Source organism: Leptospira ognonensis, from assembly GCF_004770745.1.
GTDB lineage: Bacteria > Spirochaetota > Leptospiria > Leptospirales > Leptospiraceae > Leptospira_A > Leptospira_A ognonensis.
On record NZ_RQGD01000045.1, the window covers coordinates 1 to 16,679 of the forward strand.

Genomic DNA, 16,679 nt, shown 5'->3' on the forward strand with positions numbered 1-16,679 from the left:
GTTCCCTTCCGGGCCTGTTACAATTACCGTTTTTCCATCATTGGGAATGTACCCGCACTGTCAATCCTTTTTTATTATTATTAACCCGTTTTTGCAAACTTTTCCATATTGCTGACAAGCCCTCATCGGAGGAAAATCTTACGAGTCGCGAGATTTTAAATGCCAATTTATGGTCAATTATCGATTTTTCGGAAGGATCACAACCATTGTCGTTCCCATATTTACTCGACTTTCAGCGTAAATATCCCCTCCATGTTTGGAAATAAATTCTTTACACAATATAAGACCTAGGCCTGTTCCGCGCTCTCCATTCAGCCCAACACTACTGAATTGAGTATCAATTCGGAACATTTTCTCTAAGTTTACATCCGCTATTCCGACGCCTGTATCTCTACAATCAAGTCTCACTTGTGCTGCAGTTTCACTTATCGAGAGTTCTATGTTTCCATTTTCTGGAGTAAATTTTAAGGCATTGGAGAGGAGATTTCGAATGACGAGGCGAAGCATCGAATCATCGGCACATACATAGGTTTTGTGATCGCCAATCACATTCGCAGTTATTTTTTTCGACCGAAACTTATTATCCGATTCTGAAATACACTCACGCGCTAAATCATAAAGGTTAAGGAATTGGGGGGAAAAGGGTATGGTATCTGTTTGTGTTCTTGCCCAATCCAAAAGATGTTCCAATAATTGATAAACCTTATTTGAAGAATCTGAAATCTGTCCCAGAAGTTCAAGAATTTCCTCGTCCGTATAACGAGCATATTCTTCAATTAGCATATGAGTGACATGTTGGTAGCTACTCAAAGGATTTCTTAAATCGTGAGCGATGATTGAAAAAAACTTATCTTTGGTCTTATTTGACTCGGAAAGTTTTTGTTCTGATAAATTCAAAGCCTCAATGGCTTTGTTTTTCTCACTAATTTGCTGTCGGAGCAATTTGGTTCGTTCTAAAACTTTTTTTTCTAGTTCAACTTGATGGCTTTCTACTCTCGTATATAATATAGTCATAAACTCTGCCAGAAGAGAAAAAGGAACTAGAAAGGAGATTAAGTAAATATAGGATGTATATACATCTGGATTTACGAAAGGACCAACACCCATTTTTGTCATAACAATGGAAAAAATATAAAGGTGAAAGATGGCGACACTAACACCCTTTAATCGATTGAAATAACCGATCATTACGACAACAAAATAAGAGAGGAAATAAAGGAAAGGTAGGTATCGAATGGCAATCAATAAGATCGCCGTTTGAACCAATAGTAAGGAAAGGAAAACGGTAATTCTCCCATCAAACTCGCTCCTTCTCCAAAAAAAATAGAGGGGTACGCTTGCAAAAATCCCAATCGTATCGCCAAACACAATGACGCTGAATATCCGAATGATTTCTTCGGTCGTGTGTTTATCAAAAAAATGGAAATAGTATAAATTAAGACAAAGAAATGACACCGCTACAAAACACGGGATAAAAGCGACAAAGAGAATAAACTTATAAAAATCCGAAATGGAGAGCAATTCATTTTGGACTAATTTGCGCCAAAAAAGCATCGCGATGATTGGCTGAAGAGTATCACAACCGGCAGAGAAAAAAAGCGCTGCATAAATTTGCCAGTTTTCGATCCCATTTGCGGAAGAAATCAATCCATCATAATTTGCGATAAAACTGGAAAGAAAAACGATCGGTATAGCCCGGTATCCTAATTTTAAAAAAGTGATCAGAGCAATGCCAGAGGGAAGCCAGAGCACAGTCAAGTTACCTGGCTCAAAAGCGAGGTAACCCATCCCCAATTTTGCGGTAAGGATATATAAAAAGAGGGATAAAAAAGAGAATAGAACTTTGTCTTTCATCCTAATACAATGTATTAGGGAGTTAGTAGATTTGTATATGCCAATTGAATATTTTCAGACTTCATAAAATAAGTACCGATGAGCATCGCATCCACGAGACCCTTATATGCCTGCCAGTCTTCATAACTCTGAATACCTGACTCAGCGACGCGAATGATTTTTGCATCCATCAAGGGAGCCATCTCCTCGATCAGACCGGGATGTATTTGGAACGTATCTAAATCGCGGGTATTGATTCCGATGGTGTCAGCACCGCAGGCAAGTGCTGTTTTCACTTCGCTTGCATTATGTGTTTCGACAAGTACACCTAGCCCGAGACCCTTTGCGTGCCGCAGTAGAGAAGTTAACTGAGGTATTTCAAGGATCCTTACGATCAGAAGGATGGCAGAAGCGCCTGCCGAATAGGCCTCGTCAATCTGAACTGGATCAATAATGAAATCCTTTCGTATCGTCGGAACTTCCACTGCATGCGAAACATTGATCAGATCCTTAAGTGAGCCAAAAAAATACTGTTCGTCCGTAAGGACTGAGATGGCCGCTGCCCCTTGCACTGCGTAAATGGTTGCGATAGAAACAGGGTCATAATTTGGCCTGAGGATTCCTGAGCTGGGACTTCCTTTTTTACATTCCGCAATGATGGAGACGGTATTTGGTTTTTTTAGGCGCTCGGCCCAAGGGTAGACTGGTAAAAGACGACGGGGGAATTTTTTTCCCCTCAAGGCCGTCACTTCCTGACGTTTCGTCTCAATGATTTTATGGAGGATAGGATTCGTGACCTAGTCCTTTAAAAATTAGAATGCTTTTAAGGCAGCGTCTTCCGACTCATAGATATCAAACAAAGATGTCAGCTCAATCACATCGAAGATGCGCTTTACTGCAGGTTTGATGTTAGAAATTTTCAATTGCCCTTCTTTGCTGTTGAGTTTGCGTAATGTCGAAATGCAGGCTCTAAAACCGGAAGAAGACATATATTCTACGTCTTTCATGTTCAAAAGGACTTTTCTATGCCCACCATTGTCAATCAGATCCATAAGACCTTCCTCGACATCATTTGCCACAGAAACGTCAAGACGACCTTCTAAATAGACAACTAGCTTTCCTTCTTTGAACTCGTGTTTTAGCACTATAGCACCCGAACCTGATATGATTTTACAAAATCATCGGTTTTTAGCTGACTGTCAATCAATGTTTTCTCACTCAATTTTTGACAAATCCTCCCTCCTCCAAAGGGACACTTTTCTTGTTTTAGGGGGTGGCCTCTCTGGTGAATCTGCCGGTCGATTGCTCTCAAAGAATGGCAAGACTGTTTATCTTGCGGACAAAAACGCGGTTCAAAAAACGGATTCGGTTTTCGTCGCGACATTTTCTGATACGACCGAATGGAAGGAATTGCCTAAGTTTCAAATGATAATCAAAAGCCCGGGAATTTCTCCGGAGCACCCCCTCCTAACGCAAGCGCGACAGAAAGACATACCCATTCTGTCCGAAATCTATTTGGGAAGACTTTTTTTTAATGGCACTCTCATTGGCATAACAGGCACAGATGGTAAATCAACGACTACTGCACTCACCCATCATATAATCAAAGCTAAATTTCCAAATTCCGAGGTCGGAGGAAATCTTGGGTTACCCTTTACTTCGTTCTGCGATGAAAATCTAGATCTTATAGTATTAGAATTATCAAGTTACCAATTAGAAGATTCTCCTAATTTGAAACTGACGGCATCGGCCATCATCACCTTGGCACCAGACCACCTCGAAAGACATAAAACGATGGAACGGTATGCGAAAGCGAAATGGAACATCGTATCTCATAATGACATACATCATACTTTGGTTACCCAAAAAAAGGTAATGGAGCTTATACCAAAAGAAAGGACCGAATTCATGGGAAGGATGCTGTTTTTTGGAATCTCTGAATCCATTGATATCCGAGATAAAGAAAAATTAATTAAGACACCAAACGGAGTTTATCATACGAATGATTTTAATCTTTCGGGTTTTCACAACTTACAGAACTTAAGCGTAGCCATTGCTCTTGCAGAGACAGTTGGACTGACCCAAGAGGAAATCCAAGGACGAATCAGCACGTTTCAGGGATTACCTCATAGGTTCCAATCCATTCCCAAAGAGGAGTATGACGAATCGACTTTTGGTAAGATTCGGTTTATCAATGATTCCAAGTCCACAAATTTACATAGTATGTTATCTGGAATTGCTGGCTATGCGAAAGAGGATCCTATATTTCTCATTTTAGGTGGAGAGCCAAAAAACGAAAATTTGTCTCCCCTCATTCAGAGGGTAAGGGAGTTAGATGCAAATATTTTGATTTACGGTAAAGCTTCCGTAGTCTGGAGAAAGGATTTTGAGAATTCAGGAATACAAAATATTAATTATGTAAATAATCTGGAAGAGGCAATCCAACTAATCAAATTGATGATTGATCGGGAAAAACAGACAACAGTGATTCTCTCACCTGCAGCTGCGAGCTTCGATCAGTATCAAAATTTTTCAGAAAGAGGTGATCATTTCGTTTCTCTGGTGAAACAGTATTTCGGAAGATAGATTTTGATCGTGGATTAACTTTCGAGTCTCTTATGAAGTGTTTTTTCGTAAACTTTTGATTCGATAAAAATATCAAGAAGATCACCATCGATGTGTTGGTCTCTCACTTCCATTTTTAAAATATCAAAAGCCCTATCCAATGGGACTGCTTTTTTGTAAGGACGATCTTTATCTGTTAACGCATCAAAGATGTCAGCAATGGCCATCATTTTGGCCTGAATCGGAATTTCTACAGCTGTTAGGCCACGAGGATAGCCTCCACCATTTAGCTTTTCATGGTGCCCGTGTGCGATTGATGGAACCATTTTCAATTCCTTGGTCCAGGGGATCTTGCTTAAAAACTGAAACGTATGTTCCACATGAGATTCGATTTCTCGTCTTTCCTCAAAATCCAAACTACCCTTTCGAATGGAAAGAAAACCAAATTCACGCGGCTGTAAAAGAGAAATCTGCCCACCTTCAGTCGTTATATAACTTAGTTTAGATATTTCCTCTAAGAAATTAGAATTACCCTCTTCCAGAATGGAAGGCTCGTTAGACTGATGAATGACACGTACCATTTCTTCCATCTTCTGCTTTTCTAGCTCGTATTCCAATTGGATGGACTGTTCGAATTGCGAATATCCAGCAGAGCCATGTCTTTTCAAATACTCAATTTTTTTCTGAGCGAGTTTTGCCTCAACATCCTTGATGATAAAATGAAAACGCCAACGGATCAGATCAAGCTCATGGTCCTCAAGTTTTTTAGCTTTTACAAGAACCTTCTCTCTCACTCCTACTTTTCCAAAATCATGCAAAAGCGATGCATACCTTATCTCTTTGATCTGTGATGGATTAAATACAATGTCTTTAAATCTACCAGCTTCGATCGAATTTACAGCCTCCGCCAAATTCACAGTATACTGTGCAACGCGAAAGGAATGACCTGAAGTGGTTGGGTCTCGAGATTCAATGGCCGAAACACTGGCCGTTACAAATCCCTCAAATAATGTTTCGATTTCTTGTACTAAATTATTGTTTTGAATGGCAACCGCAGCTTGACCTGCAACTGCCATCACCAATTCTTCCGAGTATTTATCATACTCGAGAACGGAATCAGATTTTAACTGATCTACTGTCAGTTTTGAATGAAAATTTTTCTTACGATTGATGAGCTGAATAACGCCCACAACCTCATCGTGATGATCCTTCATGGGAACAACTAACATTGATTTTGAATAGTAGTTTCCCATTTTATCGAAATCACTATTAAAATGAAATTCTTCCTTGCCCGATAGTTCGTAAACATTTGGTATATTTAGCTGCTTACCCGTAAATGCCACATAACCGGCGATACTCTTTTTATTGATCGGAAGGATGAATTCATCCGAATTCAGGTCGAGTGCTGAAATCTTAAATCTGAGGTTTCTAGGATTTCCTTTTTCATCTTTTTCTACAAGATAAAGGGATCCTGAATCTGAATTGGATATTTCTCTTGCAGAATTTAAAATATCTCGAAGAAGTTTCGTGAAATCTTTTTCATTGGCAAGACTGATACCAATCCTCGTCAGTTTTGAAATTTCATTTGTAGAAACATTGATTCTTTTTTGCAGCTCGAACTTGTCGACAATCATCTGCAAGTTGGTGAAGGCATTTATTAAGGATTTTACTAAAAAAATAACGGGAGCTTCATCAGGAATATTGGTGAAAAACAATTCCTCTTCTATTGAGAGGGCTTGGAAACCGGTATAATCGATAGGCGCTCGAATCAAAAATGCACACATTACAGAAGGATGCATTTTTAGATATTGGTGAAATGCAGAATGAGATTTTTCGAGTTCGTATCTGGAAATGTAGAATAGCACCTTTGCAATGCTTTGTGATGATTCTAAATCGACTTTATCTAACTCTGAAACTGGTAAAATCGTAGCACTTATTTTTTTTGCATAGTCTACAACCCTACCTTCAAAGTAAGGATCATCTGTGATGATATACCTATGCGTCCTAGACGAATCTTTTAACACATTCATTTTATCGAGGATTGTACGTGAAATGTCTAGCTTTAAATTTAAAATTCAAGGGTTTATCTTTTTGGGCAAAAAATAAACAACCGATGCAATAAATGTGGAAACTAGAAAAATGGAAAGTAAATAGAGAGTCTGTACCCCTAACAATACCAAGGGGGAATGTGGCCAATTCGTATCTGGTATTAGGAGAAAAACAGAGTATACTGAAAAGAAGGAAGAAATCAAGAGCGAGACCGCTAAAATGCTCCCATGCAAAGTCCAATTTCTTCCCTGAAGCCAAACGCGAACTAACACGAAACAAATCCCGAGCACAAAACAGAAAGGCATGAGTAATTCGATTGGAACAGTGATGGATTGCAGGACAAAACCGGAAGCACCGAGAGAGGCCATTAAGGCAGATGCTTTTGTCAGGTCGGATTTCCTGTTCAGAATCATGATGCCAAGTAGCATTGCACAAAAAGAAAAGAAAACTTTCAGAGCTAACGGAAGGATCGATTCCGTTGGGAAGTGACCAAAAGAACAAAGCAAGGAAACGGGAAGGCCAAGAAAGAATAGAAACTTGGCATTAAAATCATCCGTTTGTGATTCTAATTCGTCCTTTTCTGCCTTCATAAAAACTTCAAAAAACCATACCATGCTTCCAGAGGCAAGAAACAGAAAAGAGGACCTACTCTGGTCAATGACATGTAACTCAAAAAACAATCCATCATGTATTAAAAAAAAGAAAATTGGAAAGGAAACACCTGAAATTAGAAGTAAAAGAAAAATCGCAGAGAAATCGGACAAACGTGAAAGTATGCCAGAGGTAGCGATGAATCCGAATGAGAGAAATACTATCATCATCGTCAAAAATGTGACTTCACTCGCTTGGTTGGGAAGTGAGTCCTGAAATCCAAAAATTTGTAAAACTAAAAAGATTACATACGTAAACAAAAGAAAGACGGTTGAGTAAAATGTAATTTTGGCATGCATTTTCCTTTCATAAAAAAAAGTTACCACACCAATTAAAAAAAGGATAGAGAGTCCTAACGAAACTATGAGTAAATCGGGGGCAATCATTGTTTTGTTCATTTCAGTATTCATTCAATGTATATTTTGCGAGCGTATAGGGAGGCTCGCCGTTGCGATCCAAACTCTGGAAATTATGATGAAAGCCTCTAACGGATTGGTAACCAATAATAGTAAACTTGGTACTTCCTATGGGTTTAAAAAGAATACTTCGATTGAAGAAATAAAGCACAGGATTGTCCATTAGAGTGGCGCCAATATCTTTAAAATGAGGCTGTATCTTGTTAAATGTTTCATAAATATCGATTGAGTTTGCAGCGCGAATGATGATTGTTTTATCCTTTAACTTTGGAATGTTACGGTTTCTGAAGAGCCATCGATTCGTATCCTCATAAGATTCTAGAAAATTTCCGACTCCATCCGCACTGATGATTCTAATATTGCCAAAGGAATACAATTGTTCCTTCTTATCATTCGGAACTTTTTTCAAAAACAATTCTACTTCCGTCGGGAGCTCCCAAAGGATAACATTCATTTTTGGAAAATGGTATGCCACCGACTGTGATGTAATCCCAGGGGCATCCACATTATTTAACGCTGGACCGATGTCGATGAATACTACGTTTTCTCCCTTCACATAACTTTTATTTGGAGGGAAAAGTGAATTTTTTAAATAAGCTAAGGCTTGAGTTCCAAAAAAATCTATATGCAGTAAATCGCGTAAAAATTCATTAGTGTCTTCAAGACGGTCTTGGTAAGTACGTGCCCTAATCTCCTCGTCTTGGCCATTAAAAATATAACGTCCTGTAGATGATTTGATCACACTTTCCTCATAGGTTGTAAAGGCATCATTTTTTGGAATTTCGAATGTTCCGAATTGAATATAGTTTGTTATCTGTAAATTCGGTTTTGATTCCAAAGGTAAAATACCACTGTAAGGACTCAAACGAGTATATTGTTTATAGTACGATTCGGTTTCGTCAACAGATCCTTTAATTTGGTATATATAAGCAAGATTCAGTAAAGCATTTCGATAATAAAGATTGTCTTCTATTGGCAGAAAGGCTTTTGCATTAATGATTTCTTCAAAATAGAATTGTGCCTGGTTATAATTTCCCATACTAAAATTGATAGCACCGGAAAGAAGGATTAAATGAAAACTGAGCTCGTGATTCGTTTGACCAATTTGAAATAATTTTTTCTTGGAAAGATTTGCAAAATGAAGGCTTGCTTCAAAAGAAGAAAGAGAAAATTGTAACCTGGAAAAATTATAATAGAACAACGCCTGATCAAAATCATGGAACTGACTTATAGATTTTTCTAATTTATAGAACTCATTTAGAGCAATTTCTCTTTGACCTAATTGAGCAAGAAGCAATGAGTAATGGATTTGGTTTACAAGATAATTACTTTTTCTTTCATACGCTAGCGTTTCATACATCTCTTTAGCAGAAGTAAAATAAAACAACGCCTCTTCTGACTTCCCAAGCGAAATTAAAATTCGACCGATTAACGAAAGAGTCTCAGCATACTCTTCATGAAAAACCTTTCCTTGGTTCTCGCGTTCTTTTCGGGAGAGTTGAAAAAATTCAAAAGCTAAATCATTCTGTTTTTCGCTATAATAGCCTTTAGCAATCTCATATGACAAGAGATAAGTGTAGTCAGAGGACATGAATTTATTTTCAGTCCAAACTTTCCACACATCCTTACCAACAGAGCTACCTTTCCATTTTAAAGAACTTAGCAGCGACTCGAAACGAAGAAAGGGAGATTTTGGTTTTGCCGAAATCAATTGATTCATGAGTGCTTGTTGCTGAAGCTCAGTAACGCTCTTATCAAAAGCCGATTTGTAGATTAAATACTCACTTGATGAAAGAATTTCTGGATTTATATCAAAAGGAAGTGACTCGTATTTTGGATTCAAGAGCAAATATCGATTCAATCGAATTTTTTCTCGAATCAGTGAAAGATAAGATTCTGTAATTTGAATTGGCGCCTTACCAATTTCATCCCAACTAACACGCAATTTTTGACCACTATATGATTTAAAATGTTTTGGAAATTTTATTTCCGCCTGGAAGGTAATTCCGAAGCGATCAACATCGAAATCTCCACCTAAGGCAATGTCGGCGAATGTCGATTCAAAATCTGCTTTTTCGATTTCAAAGCCAAGAAATACAAGGCTACTCATTTTTTGGAACTCAAGGGAGACAAGATGACTCAGCGTATCGTTATGTAGATCGATGCCTTTAACAGAACTATAACGCCAAGGGGAAAGAGAAATTTTTGGAATCATACTGGGAGCATTGTATGATTTCGGAAGCGTTTCTTTCTGAATTGTATTTTTAATAGAGTAGTATAGCGGAGGATATGCGATCGCCGCGAGAAAGATTAGAGTGAGTAATGCGTTTTTTTGAAAGCGGGACAAGGATTTGTTCAATTCTAAAAATAATGATATGACCCATTATCTTTAGAATTTTGCTAGATTCAAGGAAAAAATGGGGGTCACCCCCCACCGATTATCGTTTTAGTCCAAGGACTTCCTGAATCATCTGATCCGAAGTGACAATGGTTCTCGAGTTGGCTTGGAAACCACGCTGTGTAACGATCATATCTGTAAATTGGTCAGAAAGGTCAACGTTTGACATCTCAAGAAGTCCCGCATTGATCTTGCCCCGACCTTGAGATCCCGCTTCTCCAATGTTTGCCTCTCCCGAGTTCATGGAAAAACTATACATTGTGTCTCCTTCTTTATTGAGACCAGCTGGGTTTGTAAAATTGGCCATTGCAATCCGAGCGAGTGGTTGGCGCACACCGTTCGAAAAAACTCCCGTCACGGTTCCTGTGTTATCAATGGAAAAGGATTCCATGTACCCCATCGCATAACCATCCTGTTTTACAGCCTTGGTCGTAAAATCGGAGGAGAATTGTGTGATCCCGCCAACGAGTCCTGCTTCACCTAAATTTAAACTGAAAGTTTGAGTCGTGGGATTGCCAGGCAAGCGGAAAGAAACCTTTGCTTCTAGTTTTCCTGTGGTTTGCGAATCAACTCCATCGGATACAGAGATAATTTTTCCGTCTGGAGTAAAGGAGACCTCGAGTTCATTGTTTCCAGGAACTTGTGTATTTTCTCCACCCGTTCCATTTACATCCACAGAAAGTTGAGAAGACTCATCTAAATTCATTCGCATCTTCCAAACATTGTCTCGGACTTTATAAAACTCAACTCCTAGCTGGCGTGTATTACCTTGTTCATCATATACGTTTATGCTTGTTACATGACCCCTTCTCTGACGTGGATCTGGATCGTTAATGTATCTTTTGATGTCTTCTTCGGTCGCATCTGCTGGAACTGCAGGAACATTGGAATTGAGATTTGATTGAAAGTCTACTTTTTGAGTCGCTCGAGCCGGCTCCTTGGAGTATAAGGGAATGATAATATCTTCTACTGATCCAGCGGAATTAATATACTTATTTCCGGTATCATCTAGGCGGGAGTTCCAACCTTGCACCTTCAATCCGTTCGCAGGGTTTACGTAATAACCATTTTTGTCTACGTTGAAGGCACCAGCTCTCGTATAAAAAGACTTATCACCATCCTTAACAATAAAAAATCCTTCACCGGAAATCGCGATGTCTGTGTTTTTTCCAGTAGTCTGGAGAGCACCTTGAGTCATTATCTTATCAATCGCTGCAATGAGAGAACCAAGTCCAACTTGTTTTGGGTTTGTTCCACCAATATTTTCTTTTGGCTCAGACGCACCTTGCAATTCTTGCGAGATCATATCTTGGAATGTTACACGCTCAGTCTTGAAACCATGCGTGTTAACGTTTGATATGTTATTCCCGATAACGTCCATTCTTACTTGGTGGTTTTTTAATCCGGATACTCCGGAGTAAAGCGATCTCATCATATATTTATCCCTCTTTTACCTTATCGACCTTTTCTGATTAATCCTTATAAGCTTCTTGTCTGCTTTGTGTATTATTTGGAATTTCCGGAAGTTTTAACTCAGCTTGCGCTGGAACAACTGGTTCCTGTTTTACGACAGCAGGTTGTCTCTGATATTCTGGTTGCATTTTTAACAATTCAGGATCAGAGATTAAATTTATTTTCGTAACGTCTATCATACGTCCGCTGACACGAACGTAAGTTTTACCTTCATTATCAAACATGATAGCACCGGCTATTCCTGTGACATCCTCACCAGTGACTAGATCCGGACCAGAAACCATCTTTCCGACAACCGAGTAACTTTGTTTCGATTCCATTCTCTGTATGCCCGATGAAATGTTCTTCATCTGTTCGAGTGAAGAAAATTGTGCCATTTGTGCGATGAAGTCTTTGTCTTGGACTGGATTTGTCGGATCTTGGTGTGAAAGTTGAGTTAAAAGAAGTTTAAGAAAATCATCTTTCCCTAATTCTTTTTGTTTTTCTCGAATCTCAATCCCTTTGAGCCCGCTTTTCTCTTCCTTATCCATTTGATCTAAATGCTTACGGATATTGAACGTCTTTTCGGTATCGAGATACCTACTTCGAACTGCGTTTTGACTGGATATATCTTGTATCGAATCAGGCATCTCTATTGTCCTTTACGCGAAAATCTCAAGCGCACCTGATGGCTTAAGATAAGCATCATCTTCACTTTTGGTATCATTTCCTTCCTCTCTGGCGGAACTTCTGTTATATGAAGATCTTACCATTTCTTCCGCAAATTTCCGATCTTCCGAATTCTGTTGAGAAAACTTAGAACCATTTTGATCCCATACATCCACGAGAAGTGACTCGAGAGATAGCCCCGATTCTTTGAAGTTTTCTTTCAATTTTGCGATTTCATTTGTAAGAAGATCTTTCATTTCTTCTGTTTCAACAAGGATCCTTCCTTCAACCTTATCTCCATCGACAGATACACGTAGGGTCAATCTTCCAAATTCTTTTGGATTCATTATGATTTCTGCAGTGGACTTTCCGTTTTGCACAATGTCAAAGCGAGCCTGTTTTACTAGTTCATCTAAATTCTTCTGCATTTCCTGACGGGTCGGAGTATTCGATTTTTCCGACTTACTAAGTTCCTCAGAACGGCTGTTCCATTTTGTCTCTGCAGCAAACGAAAATCCATCTCGCTGCGAGGAAGGATTTTTATTTCCACTATTCATTTGTCCATTTTCTTCCTTGGAAGATGTGGCATTGGTATTTATCGCAGAAGAAATCTCTGTTTGCTCTTTTGTTTTGATTTTTTCTGCTGCCGAATTTGATTTTGGTTCGGTTTTTAAAAATTCCTTCTCTTTGATTCCGAGGCTACGTGTTGATTTTTCACCTAGCGCTAGTAAATCCAAATTTTCTTTTCGTTCCTCTTTGAAATCGGTAACATTGCTCCCGTTTTTCTTTTTAGGAATTTCTTTTTGAAATACATTTTCCTTAGGCAATTGGTTGGCAACCGGAGGAAGTTCCGATTCTTTTTTCACTACTTCTTTACTGACAGCTGAAAAGGTAGAAGGCGCGCCCGAGCCAACACCCGGTTTTTCTGTTGATTTGGAAACTTGTTTGGTTTTTGAAAAATTAGCAAACGTTACATTTCCGTTCTGGATTCGAATTTTCGGATTTGTGAACGCTATGTTTTCTGAGCTAGTTTTTGGTATTTCCAGTTTTAATTCGTTCGGAGAATTTAATTCTTTCGCTTTAAATTCTTTTTTATCTTTTTTGAAGATTGAGTCAGCGATTTTTTTCGCTTCCTCCATAAAGTTTGTATTTTCTTTTACAGAGCTAGCATAAGGTGCATTTTTTTCATTTTGTTTTAGAAGTGCAAATTGAGTCGGTTTCCTGTCCTGCTTTGTGGATTCTATTTCCACACTTTCTTGGGTCTCTTTTCGTTGGAACGAGTGTGCAAATTCATGTCCTAGATACACGATTGAATCGGTTACAGATTCCGCTTCTATTTCGTCTTCATCTAAATCCAATGCAAAAGCCTCCTCCTCCTCCTCGAGGTCCAGCCTTTCGACCTTTTGGTTTTCTGTTTCTAGTTTCGATTCTTCTTTTTGCTCCTTCGGATTTATGCGAGCGCTAGCTGACTCGTCTTTGTTACGAGCGGAATTTAGGTCTGACTTCAATGGAGATTCAAATGCAGATACAAGACTATCTGCTTCCCGTTTCAATAGATCACTGAAAGGAACGGAAGCAGTCTCTGCCGATTTATTGCCATCAAGGGCCACAGTCTTAATGTCAAAACTGAGAGCGGATGTTAGTTGTCTTGAGTCCCGAGAAATGTTCATGGGAAATCTCCTTACAAACTAAGGATCGAACTTCCACAGAATACCTTGAGACATTTATCTTCATTCTTCCCCTCCCTATGTCTCCAAGGCTGTGATTTCTATTGACATTCTCGCTCCTTGCGAAAAATTTGACAAATATCCAATAAATTGGACAAATGATCCGATTTATTGTAAAAATTACTGGATAACCCCGCAAATATGGACACATTCATTAGTACCCGCCCATATACAAAGACGAGTTTCGGACTCAGCTTGGGTGTGACGGTATTTTATTTGAGCTTGATGGTCATGATTCCCTTGCTCGGACTTTTTTTTTCCACGGCACAAATTGGATGGGAAGGAATCTTCTCTGTATTTAGCGAAGACAGAACGCGAAATGCGCTATTTTTAAGTTTTTATGTGGGTTTTGTTTCCGCAATCATCAATCTATTTGTCGGTTTTCTCTTTGCATGGGTGCTTGTTCGGTATGAGTTTCCAGGCAAAAAAATCATCGATACCCTTGTGGACTTGCCCTTTACGCTGCCAACTGCGGTTGCAGGCATAGCACTTACCACCATCTATTCGCAAAATGGATGGGTCGGGAAAATTTTTGCCCCGTTTTCTATCAAAATCGCATATACCCCAATTGGAATTATCATCGCACTTGTTTTTATTGGTTTTCCCTTTGTGGTTCGCGCCGTACAACCGGTGTTAGAAGACTTGCCTAAAGAAATGGAAGAAGGCGCAAGATGTTTAGGTGCCTCGCCTTTCACTACCTTTCGAAGAGTTATTTTTCCCGAGTTGTGGCCATCCATTCTTTCTGGAACAGGAATGGCTTTTGCTCGTGGCATTGGTGAGTATGGGAGTGTCGTTTTTATTTCAGGAAACATTCCAGGAAAAACTGAGATATTGCCACTACTGATCATCACAAAGTTAGAACAATATGAATATGCAAAGGCAACTGGAATAGCGGTTGTTATGCTAGTTATTTCTTTTTCTATCATGTTCATTATCAATGTCTTACAAAACCGTGCCTCACGGAGATTGACATGAAAGAATCAACATTTCCTTTTACAAAGTGGATATTGATCAGTTTTGTATATTTTTTTGCGTTTGTGATTCTAATTTTACCAATACTCACTGTCTTTCAAGAAGCATTCGCAAAAGGAATTTCTGGATACATCGAAGCGCTCAAAGATCCCGATACCATTTCAGCATTTATGCTCACACTTGAAGTGGCAGCAATTACTGTCCCCATCAATACTGTTTTTGGTTTCATTGCTGCCTTCACAATCACTCGGTTCCAATTTCCTGGTAAAAATATAATACTGACCATCATAGATTCCCCATTCGCCGTATCACCCGTGATTGCCGGTTTAATTTTCCTGCTAATTTTCGGAAGGCAGGGATGGCTTGGAGGAACACTCGATGCTTGGGACATTAAGATTGTTTTCAATACACCAGGACTTGTCATTGCGACACTCTTTATTACCCTTCCCTTTGTGGCAAGGGAACTCATTCCGCTTATGCAGTCTCAAGGGAAAGAAGAAGAAGAAGCAGGATTATTACTCGGAGCAAGCTTTTTTCAGACACTAAGAAAGATCATTTTACCGAATGTCAAATGGGGCTTGATATACGGAATCATTTTGTGTAACGCTCGTGCTATGGGAGAATTTGGTGCAGTTTCTGTATTGTCGGGTCATATACGAGGACAGACAAATACTCTCCCCCTTCAAATCGAGGTTTTATATAATGAATATAACTCGGTTGAGGCATTTACTGCAGCTTCCCTACTTGTATTTTTATCGTTACTGACACTTATCGTTAAGATTATCCTGGAAAAGAATATTCATAAAAAGTAAAACTCATGTCTATCGAAATTAAAAACATAAATAAATCGTTCGGATCATTTGAGGCTCTTTCAAATATCAATCTAACCATTAAACATGGTGAGCTAGCCGCCTTACTTGGACCAAGCGGAAGTGGAAAAACGACTCTGTTGCGTATCATCGCGGGACTTGAATCCCCTGATAGCGGTGAAATCATTTTTCATGATGAGATGGCCAATACTTCGAAAATCAAGAATGGCGAAGTTGGTTTTGTGTTTCAGCATTATGCGCTTTTTCGGCATATGAATATTTTCGAGAATGTTGCCTTTGGTTTGAAAGTTCGAAAAAGAAATATAAGACCAAGCAAAGCAGAGATTGAAGAAAAAGTTCACAGCTTACTCAAGTTAGTGCAATTGGATAATTTTCAATACCGCTATCCTAGCGAGCTATCCGGTGGCCAAAGACAAAGAGTGGCACTTGCACGGGCACTGGCGATTGAACCAAAATTTTTATTACTTGATGAACCTTTTGGTGCGTTAGATGCAAAAGTCAGAAAAGAACTTAGAAATTGGGTACGTCGTTTGCATGACGAAATTCATATCACAAGTGTATTTGTAACTCATGACCAAGAAGAAGCTCTGGAAGTTAGCGATACCGTCGTCATCCTTAGATCTGGCAAGATTGAGCAGATTGGTAGCCCCGACGAAGTCTATAACAAACCAAAATCTCCCTTCGTATTCAACTTTTTAGGGGATGTAAACCTATTCCATGGCAGAATCCATGAAGGAAAAGCTGTTATTGGAAATGTAGATGTCGAATCGCCTGACCATGCTGCTCTGGAAAATTCTGCTGCAGTAGCCTACGTACGTCCTTATGATGTGGAAATATTGAGATCAAAAGACCAAGGAATTGCAGCCGAAATACAATACATTCATTCGACCGGACGGAATGTTCGCGTGGAGTTGAAACGTAAAGATACAGGCACTCTTATCGAATCAGTTCTTGAACAAGAAAATTATAAGGCTTTGAATTTACTTCCGGGTGAAACTGTTTATTTACGCATTAAAAAAGCTACGGTATACGTTGATGATGATTTTTCCATTTAATATTTTTGAAGTTATTAGAAGGACTTTTACAAATTTTTACAGCCTGGTGAGGATAGAATGAC

Annotated in this window: 12 protein-coding genes and 1 pseudogene; 4 read left to right on the forward strand and 9 right to left on the reverse strand. The window is 39.0% G+C overall.

Going from position 1 to position 16,679, the window contains the following annotated elements:
• Positions 1-177 precede the first annotated feature (177 nt).
• The 3 genes from EHQ58_RS15560 to EHQ58_RS15570 are packed head-to-tail and all read right to left on the reverse strand — an operon-like array spanning position 178 to position 2,978.
• Entirely contained in the window at positions 178-1,854 is a 1,677-nt protein-coding gene (locus EHQ58_RS15560) for a sensor histidine kinase (protein WP_135624837.1), read from the reverse strand.
• 14 nt (positions 1,855-1,868) lie between these two features.
• Positions 1,869-2,618 (reverse strand): beta/alpha barrel domain-containing protein, encoded by a 750-nt coding sequence (locus EHQ58_RS15565; RefSeq protein ID WP_135624838.1) that lies wholly within the window; start codon positions 2,616-2,618, stop codon positions 1,869-1,871.
• Positions 2,619-2,645: 27 nt separating this feature from the next.
• Complete coding sequence (locus tag EHQ58_RS15570; protein WP_135624839.1) at positions 2,646-2,978, reverse strand: STAS domain-containing protein; 333 nt, start codon at positions 2,976-2,978, stop codon at positions 2,646-2,648.
• A gap of 19 nt (positions 2,979-2,997) precedes the next feature.
• Here EHQ58_RS15570 and murD point away from each other — a divergent pair, with 19 nt between their 5' ends.
• On the forward strand, positions 2,998-4,419 hold the full coding sequence (gene murD / locus EHQ58_RS15575; protein ID WP_246047392.1) for a UDP-N-acetylmuramoyl-L-alanine--D-glutamate ligase: 1,422 nt from the start codon (positions 2,998-3,000) through the stop codon (positions 4,417-4,419).
• Between the two features lie 14 nt (positions 4,420-4,433).
• Here murD and EHQ58_RS15580 read toward each other — a convergent pair whose 3' ends face one another.
• The 6 genes and pseudogenes from EHQ58_RS15580 to EHQ58_RS15605 all read right to left on the reverse strand — a co-directional run bounded on the left by EHQ58_RS15580 (position 4,434) and on the right by EHQ58_RS15605 (position 13,703).
• Positions 4,434-6,428: an HD domain-containing phosphohydrolase gene (locus EHQ58_RS15580; protein WP_135624840.1), complete on the reverse strand. Its 1,995-nt coding sequence runs from the start codon at positions 6,426-6,428 to the stop codon at positions 4,434-4,436.
• Positions 6,429-6,473: 45 nt separating this feature from the next.
• A complete protein-coding gene (locus EHQ58_RS15585) occupies positions 6,474-7,496 on the reverse strand; it encodes a hypothetical protein (protein ID WP_135624841.1) in 1,023 nt (340 codons plus the stop codon).
• Between the two features lies 1 nt (position 7,497).
• The gene (locus tag EHQ58_RS15590; RefSeq protein ID WP_135624842.1) at positions 7,498-9,861 is read right to left on the reverse strand and encodes a tetratricopeptide repeat protein; all 2,364 of its coding nucleotides are present in this window, start codon (positions 9,859-9,861) and stop codon (positions 7,498-7,500) included.
• A 91-nt stretch (positions 9,862-9,952) separates the two neighbouring features.
• Complete coding sequence (gene flgE, locus EHQ58_RS15595; RefSeq protein ID WP_135624843.1) at positions 9,953-11,347, reverse strand: flagellar hook protein FlgE; 1,395 nt, start codon at positions 11,345-11,347, stop codon at positions 9,953-9,955.
• 159 nt (positions 11,348-11,506) lie between these two features.
• Positions 11,507-12,014 (reverse strand): annotated as a pseudogene (locus EHQ58_RS15600) (flagellar hook capping FlgD N-terminal domain-containing protein); the annotation flags it as partial.
• Between the two features lie 12 nt (positions 12,015-12,026).
• Positions 12,027-13,703 carry a flagellar hook-length control protein FliK gene (locus EHQ58_RS15605; RefSeq protein WP_135624845.1) on the reverse strand — a complete coding sequence of 559 codons (1,677 nt, stop codon included), beginning with the start codon at positions 13,701-13,703 and terminating at the stop codon, positions 12,027-12,029.
• A gap of 198 nt (positions 13,704-13,901) precedes the next feature.
• Between EHQ58_RS15605 and cysT the strand changes: the two genes are divergently transcribed.
• Genes cysT through EHQ58_RS15620 form a run of 3 tightly spaced genes read left to right on the forward strand, consistent with a single transcriptional unit; the run spans position 13,902 to position 16,617 of the window.
• Complete coding sequence (gene cysT / locus EHQ58_RS15610) at positions 13,902-14,735, forward strand: sulfate ABC transporter permease subunit CysT (protein ID WP_135624846.1); 834 nt, start codon at positions 13,902-13,904, stop codon at positions 14,733-14,735.
• A complete protein-coding gene (gene cysW, locus EHQ58_RS15615; RefSeq protein WP_135624847.1) occupies positions 14,732-15,544 on the forward strand; it encodes a sulfate ABC transporter permease subunit CysW in 813 nt (270 codons plus the stop codon). The genes cysT and cysW overlap by 4 nt, the downstream gene beginning before the upstream one ends.
• 5 nt (positions 15,545-15,549) lie before the next feature.
• Entirely contained in the window at positions 15,550-16,617 is a 1,068-nt protein-coding gene (locus tag EHQ58_RS15620) for a sulfate/molybdate ABC transporter ATP-binding protein (protein ID WP_135624848.1), read from the forward strand.
• Positions 16,618-16,679: the final 62 nt, after the last annotated feature.

Bases quoted from the DNA above. Each gene is read 5' to 3' on its own strand.
- EHQ58_RS15560 (WP_135624837.1), bottom strand. From the start codon at position 1,854: ATGAAAGACAAAGTTCTATTCTCTTTTTTATCCCTCTTTTTATATATC.
- murD (WP_246047392.1), top strand. From the start codon at position 2,998: ATGATTTTACAAAATCATCGGTTTTTAGCTGACTGTCAATCAATGTTT.
- EHQ58_RS15580 (WP_135624840.1), bottom strand. From the start codon at position 6,428: ATGAATGTGTTAAAAGATTCGTCTAGGACGCATAGGTATATCATCACA.
- EHQ58_RS15585 (WP_135624841.1), bottom strand. From the start codon at position 7,496: ATGAACAAAACAATGATTGCCCCCGATTTACTCATAGTTTCGTTAGGA.
- flgE (WP_135624843.1), bottom strand. From the start codon at position 11,347: ATGATGAGATCGCTTTACTCCGGAGTATCCGGATTAAAAAACCACCAA.
- EHQ58_RS15605 (WP_135624845.1), bottom strand. From the start codon at position 13,703: ATGAACATTTCTCGGGACTCAAGACAACTAACATCCGCTCTCAGTTTT.
- cysT (WP_135624846.1), top strand. From the start codon at position 13,902: ATGGACACATTCATTAGTACCCGCCCATATACAAAGACGAGTTTCGGA.
- cysW (WP_135624847.1), top strand. From the start codon at position 14,732: ATGAAAGAATCAACATTTCCTTTTACAAAGTGGATATTGATCAGTTTT.
- EHQ58_RS15620 (WP_135624848.1), top strand. From the start codon at position 15,550: ATGTCTATCGAAATTAAAAACATAAATAAATCGTTCGGATCATTTGAG.